This is a genomic window from Acinetobacter lwoffii, from assembly GCF_015602705.1.
Lineage (GTDB): Bacteria > Pseudomonadota > Gammaproteobacteria > Pseudomonadales > Moraxellaceae > Acinetobacter > Acinetobacter lwoffii_E.
In genome coordinates this window covers 1,424,786-1,443,845 of record NZ_CP059081.1, presented here as the reverse complement: position 1 = coordinate 1,443,845, position 19,060 = coordinate 1,424,786, and the positions used below count along the sequence as shown (strand labels likewise).

The window sequence follows — 19,060 nt, the reverse complement described above, 5'->3', positions numbered from 1 at the left end:
TATCTGGACATTCTCATGGTTAAAAATGCATTGCAGGCACAATTGTTAAAGGCAGGATTGGTCGATAATAAAAAAGCCAAAAAACTGTCTAAACAGGCTGTGCATGAAAAACGCACCGGTGACGGTACCGAGGCTGAAATCAAGGCCAAGATTGAACAAGATAAACAGCAAAAAATGGCCAAAGATCAGGCAATTGAGCTAGAGAAAAAAGCAGCTTTGCAGGAAAAAGAACTGAAAGCCGCAATCATGCAAATGATTAATCAGCACAAAATCCGTAATACTGACGGCGATGCGGTGTATCAGTTTATTGATGACAGCAAAATCAAAAAAGTCTATTTGAACCAGCAAATCTATAATGCGCTGGTGGCAGGCAGTCTGGTCATTGCACGTGAAAATGACAGCTATGCTTTCTTGCCAAAAGCGCTGGCAGATCGTATCAATGCGAAAATGCCCGGCTTTATCATTGTGAATAATTCAGAGAAAAATGAAGAAACCACCGATGAAGAAGATCCATATGCAGCTTATGTCATTCCTGATGATTTGATGTGGTAAGTATCGCGATATCATTACTGAAATATCGAAGATCATAAACCGGCGAAGTCGCCGGTTTTTTATTTGTAGGCACTTTTATTGAACGATTTGCACCAATAGATATGTTTTAAAAAGTTATCCAATATTAAAAAATCTGATCCAAACCTATAAACTTGATCTAAATTTTTGATTGAAGAGAAAGATCGTTTGGAACAGTTTAATTTTATTCGGAATATTCAAGAATGGGCAAATCAGTACCCATGGCTGGAAATGCTATCTTCACTGAGTATTGTGATTTTACTGGCGATTCTTGCCAATCTATTTGCCAAACAGATTGTGGTACGCGGAATACGTCAACTGATTTCCAGAATGCCTTTTGCCAATAATCAGATTTTTGCTGAGCATAGCGTGATTCGCCGGATTGCCAATATTGTTCCGGCAGTGGTGATCATGAACGGGATTACCACGGTACCGCATTTATCTGACAAGGTTGAGTCCTTTGTGCAAATGGGGGCACAGGCTTTTATCTTCCTGACGATTGCCCTGGCTCTTGGTGAATTACTGAATATTTTTAACCTGGTCTATCAGCGTAATCCCAAGTCACGTAACAAACCGATTAAAGGTTATTTGCAGCTGGTCAAACTGATTATCTTTATTGTCTGTGGCCTGATGATTCTCGGCACTTTCCTGAAAAAGGATGTCTTTACCTTGCTGGCTGGCTTCGGTGCCATGGCCGCGGTGTTGATGCTGGTCTTTCAAAATACCATTTTGTCACTGGTGGCGTCAGTGCAGATTTCATCTTATGACATGGTGCGTATTGGCGACTGGATCGAAATGCCCTCGCTGAATGCGGACGGCGATGTCATTGATATGTCATTACATACCATTACGGTACAGAACTTTGATAAAACGGTGACCACCATTCCGACCAATAAACTGGTGACGGATACCTTTAAAAACTGGCGTGGTATGCAGGAAGCCAGTGCGCGCCGGATCAAACGCTCGATTCATATTGATCAAAGCAGCGTGCATTTTATGTCGGCTGAAGAACAGAACAAGCTGAAAAATTTTATTCTGCTCGATCAGTACCTGAATACCAAATCAGAAGAGCTGGAACAATTTAACCTGCAACTGAGTCATCATTCGCAATATAACCAGCGTCGTCTCACCAATCTGGGAACTTTCCGTGCCTATGTAGAGTTTTATCTGCAACAACATTCGGGCATTAGTAAAAATCATTCCCTGATGGTGCGCCAATTGCAGCCAACCAGTGAGGGTTTACCATTAGAGATTTATGCCTTTACTAATACCACCGCCTGGGTGGAGTATGAAAATATCCAGTCGGATATCATGGATCATCTGCTGGCGATTATTCCGGAATTTGGATTAAAGGTCTATCAAGCGCCTTCAGGTCTTGATTTAAAGGAAGCATTTACTCAACCGTCTTCTATTATTACTTAAATACAAGTCATCCAATCTCAAGCCTGAGGTGCTGCTGCATTTCAGGCTTTTTTATTTCCTCATCTATTTAAAACCTGACTGGCATAAATCTGGCTTTAGTTTAATTTTTATAATCCAAGTTTTAATTGAGTGAATCATTTTGTGGCAATTTCACCCAATTACGGGCTTAAAAAAACAGAATCCTTTATAATTCCCGAAAAGCAAAATGCATGATAAGAGTACGATAATGTTTCGATGGCTTGAAAGACTGGTTGACCCCTATCCCACCAAAAATCTGAACCAACCTTTACCGACCAAGTTTTTTCCATTTGTCTGGCGGGCAGCCTATGGAGTCCGCCGTTATTTGCTGATTCTGGTACTGTGTACTGCCGGTGCTGCCAGCTTCGAAGCTTTTCTGTATTCAAAAATTGGTGAGCTGGTGAACTGGCTCAGTAAAAGCCAGCCCGATACTTTTCTGGAACAGCATGCTAGCAATTTAACCTTACTGAGTATTGTTCTTCTGGCCAATATTTTTTTCGCTAGCGCCCAATCCCTAATTAAGCATCAGATTTTGTATAGCAATTTCCCGATGCGTTTACGCTGGCGCTTTCATAATCTGCTCATGAAACAAAGCCTGGATTTTTTCCACAATGATTTTGCCGGACGATTATCGGCCAAAGTTATGCAAACCGCTCTGGCAGTACGCGAATTCTGGGTCATTCTGGGTGACATGCTGGCTTATGTGCTGATTTATTTCATCACCATCAATATTGTTTTGGGTGCAATTTCACCCTTGCTGATCATTCCATTGATGGTCTGGCTAGCCTTGTTTATCTGTGCAGCGTGTTATTTCATTCCACGTTTGAGCAAAATTTCCAATGCTCAGGCGGATGCCCGTGCCGTCATGACCGGGCGTATCACGGATGCCTATACCAATATTCAGACTGTCAAGCTGTTTGCTCATGCCGGTCGTGAAAGCCAGTATGCCAAGACCTCTATGCAGGAATTTATGGTAACGGTATATAAACAGATGCGTCTGGGTGCCCAATACGAAATCAGTATTTTACTGCTGAGTGTAGTGTTATATGGCGGCGTACTGGGTACTGCGATCTGGTTGTGGATGGAAGGTCAGGCCGAGCTGGGCATTATTGCTGCAACTACAGCAATGGTACTGAAACTGAACAGTATTGCCGAATTTATGATGTGGCAGACCTCTGCCCTGTTTGAAAATGTCGGTACCATTCAGGATGGTATGAAAACTTTAGGCCGCAAAATTGCCATTGAAGATAAACCGGGTGCCAAAGAGCTACAGCTCAATCACGGTGAAATTAAATTCGAAAATGTCAGCTTTGCCTATAATGATAAAAACGTGATTGATCAGTTTAATCTGACCATTCGCCCAGGTGAAAAAATTGGTATTGTCGGCCGTTCAGGTGCAGGGAAATCTACCCTGATTCAACTGTTGCTGCATTTTTATCATATTAACCAGGGTCGTATCTTGATTGATGGTCAGGATATTGACGATGTGACTCAGGACAGTTTGCGCAAGAATATTGCATTAGTGACTCAAGATACTTCACTGCTACATCGCACTGTCGCGGAAAACATTAAATATGGTCGTCCAGATGCGACTGATGAAGAAATGTTTGAAGCTGTGCGTAAAGCCAAAGCAGAAGAATTTATTCCTAATCTGACGGATTTGCGTGGCAAAAAAGGCTATGAAGCCTATGTCGGTGAACGTGGCGTGAAACTTTCCGGCGGACAGCGTCAGCGAATTGCAATTGCACGTGTATTCCTGAAAGATGCGCCGATTCTGATTCTGGATGAAGCGACCAGTGCGCTGGATTCTGAAGTCGAAGCAGCAATTCAAAACAGTCTGGACGACTTGATGCAAGGTAAAACCGTGATTGCAATTGCGCATCGCCTGTCTACCATTGCCCAGATGGATCGTCTGATTGTACTGGATCAAGGTCGAATCGCCGAGCAAGGCACGCATGATGAACTGGTGGCATTAAATGGCATCTATGCCCAACTTTGGCAGCGTCAAACTGGTGGCATGCTGATTCAGCAACAGGTCAAAGCATCAAAAGATCATGAATAATATGATCTGTAGAAGATTTCAAAACTTCTGATCATTTGCTCGTCCTTAATATTGAACAGGTCTGGAAAAAGGAAAACTTTGCCAGACCTCTCTTTTTAAAATTTTCTCTACAGATGAACAGCAAGTTGCCATCTATCTGGTATTTTAATGAAATGACATAACTCTCTAGTTCTGAAAGCTCTCTGAAGAAGTCCTATTCAATGCTTAAGCAATTTCCTTGTCCTTAGTCAGCCAATGCAGAGATGTGTCCGGTTCAATAAAATAATTTTAATTTCATCAATAAAATTATGTGGTTTAAATTGATTTTAATGCTGAATTTAGACTAATCTGCCAGTGGCAGAGTCACAATCGCCAAAATTTTGTCCAACAATTTTAATGAAAAATTTGGCGGCTTCATGCCAATATCTATTTATAAATAAAAAAATTTGAATGAGTGCAACGGATCGCGCATGAAAACAATTGCTCCACGCCAAGACCAAGGAATTCCAGGTGTTTACGGTCTCCTGCTTCTCGATGTCATTTCCCGCTGGGGTTATAACAATGAATCGCTTTTCCAACCTTTTAGCCTGACCAGTGAACAGTTGGCAGATCCTGATTTTCGTATTCCAACCCCTGTCGCCAACGAACTGGTCAAATATGCCCTGAAACTGACCGGAGAGCCGACCTTGGGTTATCATCTCGGCACACAGATGCGGATCTCGATTCATGGCTTTATTGGCTATGCGATTATGACGGCGAATAATATTACCGATGCGCTGGTACTGGCGAATCGATTTATTCAACTTCGTTTACCCTTCCTGCAACTGTTTTTCTCGACTTTTGGTGCTAAAGCCACGGTACAGCTGCAAACCGATATTCAGCTTGAACCGCTGCGCACCGAAATTTCCATTGCCTTGATGATTGGTCTGATCAGTATGGCCAAAGCCATTACAGGCGTTACCGATGCCACGGGAGAAATCGACTTCGATTTTAAGAAGCCGGAAGGTTTTGAACGCTTTATGGCGAAGTTTCCAACGCATCAGTTCCGTTTTGAACAACCGCATTTAATTCTGAGCTTTGATAAAAGTTACCTGATGAATAAGCTGGTGCACGCCGATCCGATTGCCAGCCAGATTGCGATTAACCAGTGTGAAACGGAACTTTCTGCCTTGGGCGAACGGCATCGGATTGCGATGCGCGTCCGAGATATCTTGACCCATGCCGAGCAGCATTATCTGAGTATTGAAAGTGTGGCAGATCGCTTACACATGTCTGACCGCACCTTAAAACGTCAACTCGCCGCCGAAGGCACCTCCTTTTCTACCCTAGTCGATGAAGTTCGTTACCGGCATGCCACCTCATTATTGTCCCGGACAGATTTCACTCTGGAACAGATTGCCGATGAACTGGGTTATAGTGATGTCGCCAATTTTAGCCGGGCGTTTAAACGCTGGAGTGGCCGCAGCCCGAGCAACTGGCGCAAAGATCCTTATTTATAAAGGAGCATAAGCCTTTTGTTTTTCTTAAAAAGAATGTATAAAACATGTCAAAAATGATCTTAAGATTTTTAAGGAGTTATCAATGAATCATCCTGCAGAATTAAAGTACGCAAGTACACATGAATGGGTCCGCATTGAGGGTGATCTTGTTGTGACCGGTATTTCCGACCATGCACAGGATGCGTTAGGCGATTTGGTCTATGTCGAAGCACCAGATCTTGATTCACATATCACTGCGGGCGAACAAGCTGGCGTGGTTGAATCAGTAAAAACAGCTTCTGATATTCATGCGCCGGTGTCTGGTGTGGTAGTTGAAATCAATCCTGATCTTGAAGATGATCCTGATTTCATTAATGACGACCCATATGGCAAAGGCTGGATTTATAAAATCAAGCCAGACAATATGGCCGATGTCGAAAAGCTGCTTTCCAATACAGAATATGAAGCTGGCCTCTAAACTGGTCTAAGATTCAGATAATCAGCCTCCGGGCTGATTTTTTTATTAAAGATTAATCGTTGTATTTCCCAGTTCAAATTAAATTTCATGCATTTATCATGAAATATCATTGTATTTTTCACTTATTTTTCACTTATTTTTCCTAAAGTCTTGCTCATATCCATTTCGCTCCTGAATAGGTCGCGCTTATTTATAACAATAATTTCCCATGCTGAGCCCAGCGTCTTACAGCATATCATTTTAGGAAAATCATGAACGCCATTGCAGCGCTATTATGGACCAAGTCATTTATCCTTTGTCTGGCCAACAATCTGTTTTTATTTATTTTCTATTTTGCACAAACTACAATTTTGCCGATTTATATCTTAAAAGAATTAGGCGGCAACCTGACCCAGGCGGGGCTGGCCATGACCTTGTTTATGGTGTCTGCCATTGCTGTGCGACCTTTTAGCGGTTTAATTATCGAAAAATTTGGGGTACGTAGAACCCTGATTATTTCTGAAGTGTTCTTTAGCCTGTTTTCACTTACTTATCTGTTGGCAGATCAAGTCACGATTCTGTTTATCATCCGTTTCTTACATGGCATCTGGTTCAGTATCTTGACCACAGTTTGCGTGCCTGTTGTGAACCAGTTTATTCCGGAGCAGCGTAAAGGTGAAGGCATGGGCTATTTTGTCATGTCGGTTAATCTGGGGATTGTCTTAGGTCCGTTAATAGGTCTAAGCCTGATGGAATACTGGTCTTATTTTCAGGTCAGTATGCTATTGATCGTCTTGGTTTTTATCGGATTTGCCTTCTGTTTTTTGATTCCGGTCAAAGAACCTGAAAAAATCATCAAAAATACTAATAAGAAAACCTCGCTTGAGCTGACAGATTTTGTGGAAAAGAAAGTGCTGCCTGTCGCAGTATTGGCCATGCTGATTTCTTTTTCTTATGCGAGCATCATGTCTTTTATCGCACCCTTCGCAGCCAGCAAGGATTTAATGGCCTATGCAGGTTTATTCTTTGTGGTTTTTGCGATTTCCATGATGAGCTTACGGCCGATCACCGGAAAGATTTATGATCGTAAAGGCCCGCAATATGTGATTTATCCGGCATTGCTGGCTTTTAGTTCGGGTTTATTTTTACTGAGCCAGATTCAGAGCTTATGGGGATTTATGCTGGCTGCAGTCATGGTTGGTGTGGGCTTTGGTAGTGTGCAGCCGTGTATTCAAACTTTGGCGATTCAATGTGCGCCCAAGCATCGAATTGGCTATGCAACTTCAACTTTTTATACGTTTTATGACCTGGGTATTGCCATCGGTTCACTACTGATTGGTGCCATCATTGCAGCTTACAGTTATCAGTTTGCTTTTATGCTATGCGGTATTTTAACCTTAAGCAGTATTGTTTATTTTAAGCTGGTGGTGCAACGTAAAACCGTCTAGTTTTATGGATTGAATCGAATAATAAATAAGATCAATAAAAAACAGGCAGAAAATTCTGCCTGTGATTTTTTGAGCAAATATTTATTCTGACACCGAAGTATTCTCTGCTTGTTTCTCTTCCGCTTTTGGCTCTTGCATCATGGTGAATTGGGTTGCCTCTGTGGCTACGGTAGTGTCCTGTCGGTTACTTTTCAGCTTGATTTGTAAGCGCAGTTCATTGGTCGAATCGGCATTGCGCAAGGCTTCTTCATAAGAAATTTCACCCTGGTTATACAGGTCAAATAAGGCCTGGTCAAAGGTCTGCATGCCCAGTTCACGGGATTTAGCCATAATGGCTTTCAGCTCATGAAACTCGCCTTTCAGGATCAGGTCGGAAATCAAAGGCGTATTCAGCATGATTTCAATCGCTGCCCGACGGCCTTTACCATCTTGAGTCCGAATCAGACGCTGTGAAATAATTGCCTTCATATTTGAAGACAAATCCATCAATAACTGATTCCGGCGTTCTTCAGGGAAGAAGTTGATAATCCGATCCAAAGTCTGGTTGGCATTATTGGAATGCAGAGTTCCCAAACACAAATGGCCAGTTTCCGCAAAAGCAATCGCATGTTCCATAGTTTCAGTATCGCGAATTTCCCCGATCAGAATTACATCCGGAGCCTGACGCAAGGTATTTTTCAGCGCATTATGCCAGGAATGGCAGTCCACTCCGACTTCACGATGAGTAATCATGGATTTTTTATGCTTGTGCACATATTCAACCGGATCTTCTACGGTAATGATATGCCCGGCTGAATTTTCATTTCGATAGTCAATCATGGCTGCGAGTGAAGTTGATTTACCGGAACCTGTTCCTCCGACTACCAATACCAGTCCACGTTTTTCCATAATCACATGTTTCAGAGATTCCGGTAATTTCAGCTTCTGGAAATTTGGAATTTCTGCAGTAATGGTACGAATTACCATACCGACATTAAGTTGTTGTACAAACACATTGACCCGAAAACGGGAAACACCTGGCACGGTGATGGCAAAATTGCACTCAAGTTCAGTTTCAAATTCTTTACGCTGTTTATCATTCATCAGACTGTAGGCAAACAGCTTGGTTTTTTCAGCTGTGAGTTCCTGCTGTCCAAAAGGTTTCATTAAGCCTTGATGTTTAATACTCGGTGGAAAATCAGCCGTAATAAATAAATCTGAACCGCCATATTCCACCACCTTGGTCAGCATGTGATGCATGAATTTTTTTGCTTCGTCCAACAATTCTGCCGTGAACATCTTTTCCCCCGGAAATGCACAACTGCACAAATCTCAATCTTAGATTTATGCCAAATATTTTAATTTCATTGTGCAGCGTTTTATAAATATGCTCAAATATATTTGATTTATAAAGAAAATATTTTTTAATATTTATGTGACCTACTTCAATAAAAATTAAATTAAGTAGAAGTATTCAAGCTTTTTAAAGCAACTCTGCCAAAAAAAATAGGATTGTAATTTTAAAGGTTGAATTCTGTTAGACGATTCATTATTTGTCATTTGCGACATATAGAATGTTATTTTTCTTTCTTTATGATTACCAACTCCCCTATTTTTTATGTACCAATTTCGGTTCTATTAGATGTAATAATGAATTATGAAAAATAGGATAATGTTTATGAAAATTGAACAAAATCGTGGAACTTTGCTCAAATAACAGGCGTGAAACTTGGTAAATTATTAAAAAAGCCCGATTCAGCTAAGTTAGGCTTTTTATTTGACTATAAAAATATGATTTATATAAAATAAAATAGAGAATTTCGTATAAGGTGTATTATGTTAATTTTAGGAAATCTTAAGATAATTATTAATGAGTGGCTTAATGAATAAAGAAATTTCTGTATTACTGCATGACGTTCCTACTCATGCAGATTACGCATGTGATGCAACCGATTTAGATCTAGAAGATATTCCTGAAGATCGTATAGAAAAAGTCATAAATTTATTAAATTCTTCTGATGAAAATACTGTCTTTGAAGCAGCAAAACTTTTGACTCATTGGGGACAGTCATCTGGTTTTGATGTATTAGTAAATTTATTAAATGAGAATAAATTAGACGGTTATATAGATCATCGTTTACATGGTTATGATGATACACTGCAGCATGTACTTCGCGCTTTTGTCAGCTATTGGGCAACCCAAGCTGACTTAGGATTTAGTGAGCAGGCTAGAAGTAAAATATTCCCTCCTATACAAAAAATTATCGAAAAATCTAACATTCAACCATTTGATATCGCAGGTGTATTTTGGGTAATTGAAAAGTATAAATATAGTGAATATATTCCTTTGATAAAAAATCATTTAACTCAAATAATTGATCATCCTAAACTACATTTTTGGAAAATACATGATGCTATTGATCTTATGCTCAAGTTGGATCCTGAGTTTGTTCATAATTTATTAAATGAAAAAGGCAAAACATTAGAAGACTTTAAAATTAGTAGTTTATAAAGCCTTTCATTTAACATAATGGCGATTATACGAAAGGCCCTTGTTAGAACCCATTTAAAGTGTCTATATTCTCACCAATAAAAATGTCTGGTTTATGATGGTTTTTATCACCATGGACTGGATATAAAATATAGATGCTGATCACTATGTCCGATAAAGAAATTCAACGTCTTGCAGTTCTGCAAGACGTTAGAGATCATCGTATTACCCAGGTCCGTGCTGCTGAAATCCTGAATCTTTCCACCCGTCAAATTACCCGGTTATTGCAGAAGCTCAATCAAGATGGTGTCTCAGGTATGGCACATGCCAGTCGTGGTCAACCGGGTCATCGTCGCCATGACGTCCTGTTAAAATCAGAATGTCTTTCCATTATTTCTGAACATTTACTTGGCTTTGGTCCTACATTGGCTCATGAGAAGCTCAGCAGCATGTTTGGCCTGCATATCCCGGTAGAAACGGTTCGTCGCTGGATGACTGCAAATGACCTCTGGATTCCTCGATCCAAGCGCCTGAAACGTCCATATCAGCCTCGATACAACCGTGATTGCTTCGGTGAGCTGATCCAGATCGATGGCTCATATCATGACTGGTTTGAAGGTCGAGCTTCCAAATGCTGCTTGCTAGTTTATATCGATGACGCCACTGGAAAGCTGTTGCATCTGCGCTTTTGTGAGGCTGAAACGACCTTTGATTATATGCTTTCAACCCGAGCCTACATTGAGCAATACGGCAAGCCTTTAGCGTTTTATAGCGATAAACACTCGGTATTCCGAGTGAATCAGAAATCGAGCCAAGATAGCCAGATCACGCAATTTGGGCGGATTCTGAATGAGTTAAATATTGATATTATCTTCGCCAACTCACCCCAGGCCAAAGGCCGTGTGGAACGTGCCAATAGAACACTCCAGGATCGCCTGATCAAGGAAATGCGCCTAGAAGGTATCTGTTCAATTGCCGAGGCAAATGCCTGGCTGCCCTGCTTTATTGAGCATTTCAATCAGAAGTTTGCCAAGTGTGCGCGAGACTCAAAGAATTTACATCGGCCATTAACCGAATCTCATCTTGAACTGGATGATATTTTTACCTGGCAGGAACTGCGTAAGGTCACCAAGAATCTGACCCTGACCTATGACAAATGTATTTATCTGCTTGAACCGACAGAGCTGAATCATAAGCTTGTTGGGCAATATATTTCATTTCTGGAGTACCCGGATGGGACTGTGGCCCTCATGCACGAGGGACGAAAGCTCAACTACAGCATTTTCAATAAATTAGCTGGGCTACAGCAGAATGAGATCGTTGAGAATAAACGGTTAGGTACAGTTCTGGCACATATTCAGCAACAGCATGAAGAGTTGGAAAAACAGAATAAACGTTCCCGTCTCAAGAAAAGTATGCCGAGTTGTAAAGCTCAGAAAGCTGTTATTGAACAAAGAAAGTTAAATCCTGTGCTTGACTCTTGTGGTTAAAAACAGGACATTTTAAATGGTTTATCGCATAGACATTTTAATTGGTGAATAACACAGTGTTGTAAGTCCAAAATAGAAATATCCGCTTTCAGACTCTGGCATTGATTATGCCACCTAACATTAAAAGTGACATTGGCCATACGTTTTTAGCCAAATTATGCGTTGCCCAGATCCTCAGTATTAATCGGTAGAAAGTGTGCGTGATCTAGACTGCTCAAGCATAGATATTTGAGTACTTTCCGCCTGCAAAACTGGGTTAAGACGATTACTTTTCAATTTGATTTGCAAGCGCAGTTCATTATTGGAGTCCGCATTACGCTCAGCATATGGTGCATAAATTTACGTGCTTCATCAAGCAATTCTGTTGTATACATATCGAGATTCCTGAGATCATGACTGGTCAGCCGTATAGAATGAGCAGGAGCAAGACCTCTAATAAATTATTGTTATTGTTTATTTTTTAATTTAATTATTTTTATTCAATTTATAAAATCGTTCTAATCATTATTTTTATTTTCAAACGCTGTGATGAGCTGCTTTAAGCATCAGGTAGATGCGGTGATCAGCTTCATCCGATTCTGTCTTTCCCCAATCAATTGAGGAAAGACATCTTTCAGTTTTAAGCACTACGCTTCAAACCTTCGAGTCGTAGTGAGTCAGTCATATTTAACAATAGTTGTTCGGTTTTTTTCCAGCCCAGACATCCATCAGTGACTGACTGACCATAAGTCATTTGCTCAGAAATTTTTTGATTCCCGTCAACAAGATGACTTTCTAGCATTACACCACGAACATTGGTCTGTAAGCGTTCTGCCACGATCTGCTCCAGTACTTCAAGCTGCAGCATCGGATTTTTTGAGCTATTGCCATGACTACAGTCAATTACCAATGCCGGTAAGTCGATCTGATGTTTGGCCCGGATTTTCTCAATTTCTGACAATTGGTAATTTGGTCCGCTATTCGAGCCACGTAAAATCAAATGTGCTTTCGGATTACCTTGCGAGTGTAAAATACATGGTAAACCAGACTGGCTCATCCCCAAGAATTGATGCGGATGAGAGGCAGACTGGATGGCATCTAGTGCAATCTGGATCGAACCATCAGTACCATTTTTGAAACCGATGCTGTACGGCATATGGCTGGAAATTTCGCGATGAATTTGCGATTCGCTGGTACGTGCGCCAATCGCACCCCAAGCCAGTAGATCATCGAAATAAGCGGTTGCCATCGGGCTAAGAATTTCAGAGGCAATCGGCAGACCCATTGCAATGATTTTGAGGTATAAGCTACGGGATTTTTCCAGTCCCAATTGCATATTGGATGAACCATCCAGATTTGGATCGTAAAGGAAACCTTTCCAGCCTACGGTAGTCCGTGGTTTTTCGATATAAGCACGCATCACCAGGAAAATCTGATCAGATAGCTGTGACTGAAGCTGTTTTAATTTTTCTGCATAGTCTAGCGCGGAAGCTTCATCATGAATGGAACATGGGCCTGTGACCACCATCAAACGATGATCCTTGCCTTCTAATATATTTTGAATGGTTTGACGATGTTCAGCGACCTGGCTGGCCAATTGCGGAGACAGTGGCAATTGCTGCTTAAGCTGCTGAGGTAAAATTAGAATGCTTTCAGCATGATGTTGTTGTGATGTATTTGAGCTATTCATGACTTTAATCCTGGGACTGGCAATCAGTCCAAACTTTTATTTGAGCGTTATGGGTCTAATCGAAGGTGTTGTGAGTGTCATTAGCTGACTAAAATAAGACCAATAAAAGTTGTTAAAGTATGAATAGTTAAAGTTTGTCATGGCTGTCTCCAAAATATTGTAAAAAATGAAAGGCATAAAAAAACCTGATCAGGGTTGCCGATCAGGTATAAACTGGTGGGCAACCTTTTCATTGCCCAAACGCGTTCAGGCAATTAGCTAAACTGCCAGAAATAAAAATATGCGTTTGAAATGATAGGTTGCTTTAACATGTTATGTCTTTCATAAAATGTGATTCTGAAATTAAAATACGCGCTCTGTGAGCATTTGACAAGTATTAAATATAAAAAAATATTTATTAACTTTTCTAGTTTTATTTATCGATTCATAAAACCGTGAGATGTATCACTAAAAGTGGTAAAACCCACAAACCTTTCGCAGGTTTTACCAAAGAAAATTCAGTTTAATCCAAAGATTAAAAATTAACGTGAAACACGATTCCAGGCATCACGCACTGCAAATTTAGCCTGTTCCCAGTTTAAACGTGATTCGCCTTTCATTTGTTCCCATTTCAGTCTCAAATCAGGTTCTACGTCTTCAAAACGGGTATGGGCATCATAGCTGCCACGGTTTTCATAACCAACTCGATAGGCCGTATCATAATCACGGTCATAATCCAGATCGCTATAGGTGGTACGAGCATCTGAATAATATGGCGTATTGATCGAATTATCACGCCAGTAAGCTTGCTCTTCTGTTGGATTTATAGCTTCGCCTACACCTTTACCTGCCAGACCACCAACAACAGCACCAACTACACCACCGACAGCGACACCCACTGGCCCGCCTGCAGCACCAATGGCTGCACCTGCAGCTGCGCCACCTGCAGCACCTACACCTGTACCTACAGGATGTGCGCCAGGTTCACCAGTAATTGGATCGGCATTTAAATCATCACGGACATCTTTAGGCGCATTCTTAATTACATCACGATCAAAATTATCATTCGACATAGAGCTTATCCTTATTCTTTAAAATGGTTTTAGCACGCATTTGCATACGTTCTATTTAATATAAGCATCTGGCATGTAATGACATTAGCAGGCGTGTGTTGTTTCAGTGACGCTCTGTGAGGCTTTCATGCACTAATGTATCCTGAATCAAGTGAGAGCCGCATAAAAAAGACCGGTTCGATACCGGTCTTTCTTAAAATTGAAAAAGATTAGTCAAAATGAATCACGGTACGGATTGACTTGCCTTCATGCATCAGGTCAAAAGCTTCATTGATCTGATCTAATGGCATGGTATGAGTCACAAAAGGTTCAAGCTGAATTTCACCTTTCATCGATTGCTCTACCATTCCCGGCAATTGTGAACGACCTTTCACTCCACCAAATGCAGTACCCATCCATTTACGACCTGTGACTAGCTGGAATGGACGCGTTGAAATTTCTTTACCTGCTCCGGCTACTCCAATAATCACCGACTGACCCCAGCCACGATGCGCACATTCTAGTGCTGAACGCATCACATCTACATTACCGATACATTCGAATGAATGGTCTACACCCCAACCGGTCATTTCAACAATCACTTGCTGGATCGGCTGATCATAGTCTTTTGGATTAAGGAAATCGGTCGCACCAAACTGTTTTGCCAGCTCAAATTTATCCGGATTGGTATCAATCACAATGATACGGCCTGCTTTAGCCTGACGTGCGCCTTGTACCACAGCAAGACCAATACCGCCTAAACCAAATACCGCAACACTGTCACCTTCCTGCACTTTAGCCGTGTTATGTACCGCGCCAATACCGGTCGTCACACCACAACCCAGCAGACAAACATGCTCATGGTTGGCTTCAGGATTAATTTTTGCCAGAGAAACTTCAGCAACCACGGTATATTCAGAAAAAGTTGAACAACCCATATAGTGATAGATCGGCTCGCCATTATAAGAGAAACGGGTCGTACCATCTGGCATTACGCCTTTACCCTGGGTCTCACGCACAGCAACACACAGGTTGGTCTTACCTGACTTACAGAACAAGCATTCTCCGCACTCAGCAGTATAAAGCGGAATCACGTGATCGCCCGGTTTCAGGCTAGTGACCCCTTCACCGACTTCAACGACCACACCCGCACCTTCATGACCCAGGATTGCAGGAAATACACCTTCAGGATCTTCACCAGACAAGGTAAATGCATCAGTATGACACACGCCTGTATGGCTAATTTTTACCAGTACTTCACCTGCTTTTGGTGGAGCAACATCCACTTCTACAATTTCTAATGGCTGACCTGGACCAAACGCAACTGCTGCACGTGATTTCATGTAAAACTGTCCTTTTTTTACTGATTTACAGATGACTAACAGTAACCTCTTTCTATTCGGAGATTCAACTATTAACATCACCAGATAAGGAATAAAAGATCCTATAATTAATGGAACATCAATGACTAAACCTTCGCCCTTTGTATGTTTGAGCATTTTTACTTTTAGCATCATGCTTTCTGGCTGTGAACTGGCTCCCAACACTGCTGAAGAAGCGAAAATTACGCCGGTTCGACCTGCGCACTGGATCGACAATCAACTTTCAAAACAGCAAATTAATAGCGGTAAAACGGCTTTCTTGCCGCTCTATGATGGCTTTATGAGTATGGCAGCACGTCTGCACCTGATTAACAAAGCTAAATATCATCTGGATCTACAATATTACATTTGGAAGGATGATTATATTGGCAATATGATCTTGTCCCAATTACTTAAAGCCGCCGATCGCGGTGTCAAAGTACGGGTTCAGATTGACGATCAAAATGGTACCCAGCTTGATGACAAGCTTCTTGCTCTAAGCCAACATCCAAATTTTGAAGTTCGGATTTTTAATCCCTATAAATTTCGTCATTTACGTGCGCTGGATTATGGCTTCCGGATGAAAAAGGTCAATCATCGCATGCACAATAAATTGATCATTGCGGATGGCACTGCAGCCGTGACCGGCGGCCGCAATATCAGTAGTGAATATTTTGATGCCAGTGAAGATTTTCAGTTCACCGATGTGGATATATTCTTCGCAGGGCAAAGCGTAACAGATGCCAATCAGACCTTTATTAACTTCTGGAATGATGATCTGAGTTATGACGTTCGACAGATCTTGAATGATGCCGGCCATCCTGAAATGCTTAAAAGGCTTAGAACTGAATTTGAACGAGAAGATGTTGACGAAACTGAACTCAAACGCCGGGTGGGCATTGCCGAGAAACAAGTCGAACAACACTTAAAAAAACAACCCATTCACTGGGCGCCGGCTTATTTTGTTGCGGATAGTCCCGCAAAAGCACGCCCCCATGCCAAAAATGGCGATTATATTTATACCCATATGCTCGAACTGATGGGTGAGCCAAAAAAACATCTGGAACTGGTGTCCTCGTACTTTATTCCCACGCAAAAAGGGGCCGACTATTTAACCCGCCGTGCGCAACAAGGTGTGAAAATCAGAATCCTGACCAACTCTTTTCAGGCCAATGATGTGGCTGCGGTGCATGCCTATTATCAGCAATATCGTCAGCAATTATTGAAAAGTGGCATCGAACTCTGGGAATTTAAACCCTACATTGTCCGTCCGGAACGGACCTGGTATGAAATTATGACTGGAGACATCATCCCGGCTAAAAACAAAAATAGCTCCAGTTTGCATGCCAAATTTTTTGATCTGGATGGCATGGTGTTTGTCGGTTCATTTAATTTTGATCCGCGTTCAGCCTATCTGAATACCGAAGTCGGTCTGGTCATTGAATCGGAAGATTTTCAGAAGGAAATCACCAGTGCGATGGATCAGTACTTACCACGCGTGGCTTATCAACTTAAACTGAACGAAAAAAATGAAATGATTTGGCTGGAACATCAAAAAGATGGCCGTAGCATTCAACATTCACATGATCCGGAAACTACAAAATTCCAGCGTTTTATGATGAATCTGGTGACGAAATTTCCCGGTGAATGGTTAATGTAATGACATTGGAATGACCTTAAAATTACATGCTATGAAAAGCCCGTATTTCGAGAATAGCCGATTAACCTAACTTAGTCCGATCATCTTTTAAAAGGTTTTACAGTCGATTGCGCTTACTTTAGAATTACACTTTTCTCGTATTTTGCGATTGTTCGCCCTCCACTCCCATGCAATTTTTTGATTTAAGCCGTCAGTTTAAGTTCAGTGATATTCTGACGCCTGTAAAAACTCTCCATGATTTATCCCAGCAAGAATGGTATTTGGCCAAAATTCGGGTGGAACATGACTGTCTGTCCGACTCCGATACGGTCGAGGGACAGGTAGTTTTGAAATCCAGTGAAAATATTCAACTTGAACTGGAATGGCTGATTCAGGATAGTAGTTATGAATTACAGGTTTTATTTAAAGGTGTAGAAACCGAAGCCACTGATGAGACCGGTATTATGTTGAAAGGTGCACAACTGGTCGATGAACTGCAGCAAGTACTCTCTGCCCAAGCATTGAGCTTATGGATTGATGGCACTCTTTTGCCGATGTTGCCCGAGATCCGTCAGGAAATTAAAGCACGTTTAAACTTATGGGATTATGTCGAATACGATGGCTAATCGCCGAGTTTTGCATTTTTTAAAGAGCCTATGGGGCTCTTTTTTATAATCTGAATAACGATTTAGATTGATCAAACTGCCGTAGCTTCAGTTTTTTCAGGCAATGCCGAGCTGGGTAACTTGTTATAAAATTTATAAAAATAATAAGAGAATCAAGGCATGATTTCTGATAATGAATGGCAACAGATTCGCCAGGTGGTCGCTGATGCACAACGGGCCGCCATGCATGGCTCTATTGCAACAGTCAACTCCAAAGGCTTTCCTAGTATTACTCCGATCGGAACCGTATTCCTCAACAAAAAGACCAGTACGGGTTTCTTTTTTGATACTTATTCCACTACTTTTTCTGAGAATTTGCAGCATCAGCCGATGGCCTGCATACAGGCTGTGAACAGTAGCAAAACGTTTTGGTTTCATGCGTTGCTTAAAGGTAAATTTAAGCGTTATCCAGGAGTACGCTTATATGCAGAAATTGAGCCTTTACGTCCGGCCTCACCTGAGGAAATACAGCAGGTGGATTCGCGTATTCGAGCTTTAAAATGGACCAAAGGTAGCCAGTTAATCTGGTCAAGCTTTCATCATGTCCGGGAGATTAAGATCAATAGCTATCGCTGGGTCGAATATCCAAATATGAATAAATAAAGCCAATAACTTACAAATAGTAAGTTTATGTCTTGTCTGTAGCCTAAAACCTCTTTAACCATTTTATCTGATTATTGGATTAAATATTAAACTAGACCCACATGTTCAAACATCAATCGGTAACTTTCGGCTTTTTTCTCTAGAGAAACCGGATATGCTCGAGAAGATGAAGGCATGCGATATAAATGCAGATCACGTCCGACAAAATAAGCCTGACTTGGTTGCCCAATACTCGGCTTTAAAGTCCCTTCAGGCATAGACAGCATCATGGTATCTGTGGCCTTGTCGCCTGTGGTCATAATATGATTGCACTGCGGCATTTGGCTGAGTAGTTGCTCAATATTGGTAGGTACTACAATTTCCAAAAATTTGTCTGAAGCATTGCCCTTTAAACGCCGGATCTGATAGCCACTATCAAAAATCGCAATCCCCGTTTCTGTTAAAAACTCCCGGATCAATTGTTCCTGAAATTTTTTATTGGGTAGATCTAAAAAGTAATCTTTATTTTCAAAGAAAATCAGTCCAAAAATCCGCCACATATCATTTTGATAGTTTGGATAATAAAAGTTCATTTTCCAGCGTGTGGCAGGTGGCGGAAAACTACCCAACATCAGTAATTTGGCATTGGGCGGTAAAAATGGCGGTAGCGGATGCGTTTCAATATCAGACATAGAATTAACTAAATTGAGAGATTTCAA

The 19,060-nt window shown here is 41.3% G+C and carries 16 protein-coding genes and 1 pseudogene; 11 read left to right on the top strand and 6 right to left on the bottom strand.

The genetic code is table 11. The annotated features are described in order from the left end of the window. The first annotated feature begins 15 nt into the window (after window positions 1-15). From H0S56_RS07045 to H0S56_RS07020, 6 genes are all read left to right on the top strand, one after another. Window positions 16-552, top strand: coding sequence for a DUF2058 domain-containing protein (locus H0S56_RS07045; RefSeq protein WP_195726006.1), 537 nt, complete (start codon window positions 16-18; stop codon window positions 550-552). A gap of 186 nt (window positions 553-738) precedes the next feature. Next, a complete protein-coding gene (locus H0S56_RS07040) occupies window positions 739-1,992 on the top strand; it encodes a mechanosensitive ion channel family protein (RefSeq protein ID WP_195726063.1) in 1,254 nt (417 codons plus the stop codon). Window positions 1,993-2,218: 226 nt separating this feature from the next. Continuing rightward, the gene (locus H0S56_RS07035) at window positions 2,219-4,072 is read left to right on the top strand and encodes an ABC transporter ATP-binding protein (RefSeq protein WP_071850550.1); all 1,854 of its coding nucleotides are present in this window, start codon (window positions 2,219-2,221) and stop codon (window positions 4,070-4,072) included. Window positions 4,073-4,521: 449 nt separating this feature from the next. Beyond that, window positions 4,522-5,550, top strand: a complete 1,029-nt coding sequence (locus tag H0S56_RS07030; RefSeq protein WP_004280421.1) for an AraC family transcriptional regulator — start codon at window positions 4,522-4,524, stop codon at window positions 5,548-5,550. Window positions 5,551-5,632: 82 nt separating this feature from the next. Further along, window positions 5,633-6,007 (top strand): glycine cleavage system protein GcvH, encoded by a 375-nt coding sequence (gene gcvH, locus H0S56_RS07025; RefSeq protein WP_004280423.1) that lies wholly within the window; start codon window positions 5,633-5,635, stop codon window positions 6,005-6,007. Between the two features lie 251 nt (window positions 6,008-6,258). Continuing rightward, window positions 6,259-7,434: an MFS transporter gene (locus tag H0S56_RS07020; protein WP_195726005.1), complete on the top strand. Its 1,176-nt coding sequence runs from the start codon at window positions 6,259-6,261 to the stop codon at window positions 7,432-7,434. Between the two features lie 81 nt (window positions 7,435-7,515). Here H0S56_RS07020 and H0S56_RS07015 read toward each other — a convergent pair whose 3' ends face one another. Further along, window positions 7,516-8,712 carry a PilT/PilU family type 4a pilus ATPase gene (locus tag H0S56_RS07015; RefSeq protein WP_195726004.1) on the bottom strand — a complete coding sequence of 399 codons (1,197 nt, stop codon included), beginning with the start codon at window positions 8,710-8,712 and terminating at the stop codon, window positions 7,516-7,518. Window positions 8,713-9,295: 583 nt separating this feature from the next. Here H0S56_RS07015 and H0S56_RS07010 point away from each other — a divergent pair. Both H0S56_RS07010 and H0S56_RS07005 read left to right on the top strand, forming a co-directional pair. Then, on the top strand, window positions 9,296-9,925 hold the full coding sequence (locus tag H0S56_RS07010) for a hypothetical protein (protein ID WP_195726003.1): 630 nt from the start codon (window positions 9,296-9,298) through the stop codon (window positions 9,923-9,925). Between the two features lie 134 nt (window positions 9,926-10,059). Further along, window positions 10,060-11,394: an ISNCY family transposase gene (locus H0S56_RS07005; protein WP_004646891.1), complete on the top strand. Its 1,335-nt coding sequence runs from the start codon at window positions 10,060-10,062 to the stop codon at window positions 11,392-11,394. Window positions 11,395-11,574: 180 nt separating this feature from the next. Here H0S56_RS07005 and H0S56_RS14315 read toward each other — a convergent pair. From H0S56_RS14315 to H0S56_RS06990, 4 genes and pseudogenes are all read right to left on the bottom strand, one after another. After that, window positions 11,575-11,718, bottom strand: a pseudogene (locus H0S56_RS14315) (type IV pili twitching motility protein PilT); the annotation flags it as partial. A 295-nt stretch (window positions 11,719-12,013) separates the two neighbouring features. Continuing rightward, window positions 12,014-13,063, bottom strand: a complete 1,050-nt coding sequence (locus H0S56_RS07000) for a 3-deoxy-7-phosphoheptulonate synthase (RefSeq protein WP_004280427.1) — start codon at window positions 13,061-13,063, stop codon at window positions 12,014-12,016. 521 nt (window positions 13,064-13,584) lie between these two features. Further along, window positions 13,585-14,115, bottom strand: a complete 531-nt coding sequence (locus H0S56_RS06995) for a hypothetical protein (RefSeq protein WP_004280428.1) — start codon at window positions 14,113-14,115, stop codon at window positions 13,585-13,587. 209 nt (window positions 14,116-14,324) lie between these two features. Continuing rightward, window positions 14,325-15,437: an S-(hydroxymethyl)glutathione dehydrogenase/class III alcohol dehydrogenase gene (locus tag H0S56_RS06990; RefSeq protein WP_191112250.1), complete on the bottom strand. Its 1,113-nt coding sequence runs from the start codon at window positions 15,435-15,437 to the stop codon at window positions 14,325-14,327. A 121-nt stretch (window positions 15,438-15,558) separates the two neighbouring features. Between H0S56_RS06990 and H0S56_RS06985 the strand changes: the two genes are divergently transcribed. The 3 genes from H0S56_RS06985 (at window position 15,559) to H0S56_RS06975 (ending at window position 18,362) form a co-directional block, all read left to right on the top strand. Continuing rightward, window positions 15,559-17,115, top strand: a complete 1,557-nt coding sequence (locus tag H0S56_RS06985; RefSeq protein ID WP_180038459.1) for a phospholipase D family protein — start codon at window positions 15,559-15,561, stop codon at window positions 17,113-17,115. Between the two features lie 167 nt (window positions 17,116-17,282). Further along, window positions 17,283-17,720 (top strand): hypothetical protein, encoded by a 438-nt coding sequence (locus tag H0S56_RS06980; RefSeq protein ID WP_195726002.1) that lies wholly within the window; start codon window positions 17,283-17,285, stop codon window positions 17,718-17,720. Between the two features lie 159 nt (window positions 17,721-17,879). Beyond that, window positions 17,880-18,362 carry a pyridoxamine 5'-phosphate oxidase family protein gene (locus H0S56_RS06975; protein ID WP_195726001.1) on the top strand — a complete coding sequence of 161 codons (483 nt, stop codon included), beginning with the start codon at window positions 17,880-17,882 and terminating at the stop codon, window positions 18,360-18,362. Between the two features lie 86 nt (window positions 18,363-18,448). On the opposite strand, the gene H0S56_RS06970 is transcribed toward H0S56_RS06975, so the two are convergent. Further along, window positions 18,449-19,033 (bottom strand): uracil-DNA glycosylase family protein, encoded by a 585-nt coding sequence (locus H0S56_RS06970; RefSeq protein ID WP_195726000.1) that lies wholly within the window; start codon window positions 19,031-19,033, stop codon window positions 18,449-18,451. Between the last annotated feature and the right edge of the window lie 27 nt (window positions 19,034-19,060).

Bases quoted from the DNA above. Each gene is read 5' to 3' on its own strand.
- H0S56_RS07015 (WP_195726004.1), bottom strand. From the start codon at position 8,712: ATGTTCACGGCAGAATTGTTGGACGAAGCAAAAAAATTCATGCATCAC.
- H0S56_RS06995 (WP_004280428.1), bottom strand. From the start codon at position 14,115: ATGTCGAATGATAATTTTGATCGTGATGTAATTAAGAATGCGCCTAAA.
- H0S56_RS07010 (WP_195726003.1), top strand. From the start codon at position 9,296: ATGAATAAAGAAATTTCTGTATTACTGCATGACGTTCCTACTCATGCA.
- H0S56_RS07030 (WP_004280421.1), top strand. From the start codon at position 4,522: ATGAAAACAATTGCTCCACGCCAAGACCAAGGAATTCCAGGTGTTTAC.
- gcvH (WP_004280423.1), top strand. From the start codon at position 5,633: ATGAATCATCCTGCAGAATTAAAGTACGCAAGTACACATGAATGGGTC.
- H0S56_RS06980 (WP_195726002.1), top strand. From the start codon at position 17,283: ATGCAATTTTTTGATTTAAGCCGTCAGTTTAAGTTCAGTGATATTCTG.
- H0S56_RS06990 (WP_191112250.1), bottom strand. From the start codon at position 15,437: ATGAAATCACGTGCAGCAGTTGCGTTTGGTCCAGGTCAGCCATTAGAA.
- H0S56_RS07005 (WP_004646891.1), top strand. From the start codon at position 10,060: ATGCTGATCACTATGTCCGATAAAGAAATTCAACGTCTTGCAGTTCTG.
- H0S56_RS07045 (WP_195726006.1), top strand. From the start codon at position 16: ATGGTTAAAAATGCATTGCAGGCACAATTGTTAAAGGCAGGATTGGTC.
- H0S56_RS06975 (WP_195726001.1), top strand. From the start codon at position 17,880: ATGATTTCTGATAATGAATGGCAACAGATTCGCCAGGTGGTCGCTGAT.
- H0S56_RS06970 (WP_195726000.1), bottom strand. From the start codon at position 19,033: ATGTCTGATATTGAAACGCATCCGCTACCGCCATTTTTACCGCCCAAT.
- H0S56_RS07020 (WP_195726005.1), top strand. From the start codon at position 6,259: ATGAACGCCATTGCAGCGCTATTATGGACCAAGTCATTTATCCTTTGT.
- H0S56_RS07035 (WP_071850550.1), top strand. From the start codon at position 2,219: ATGTTTCGATGGCTTGAAAGACTGGTTGACCCCTATCCCACCAAAAAT.
- H0S56_RS07000 (WP_004280427.1), bottom strand. From the start codon at position 13,063: ATGAATAGCTCAAATACATCACAACAACATCATGCTGAAAGCATTCTA.
- H0S56_RS06985 (WP_180038459.1), top strand. From the start codon at position 15,559: ATGACTAAACCTTCGCCCTTTGTATGTTTGAGCATTTTTACTTTTAGC.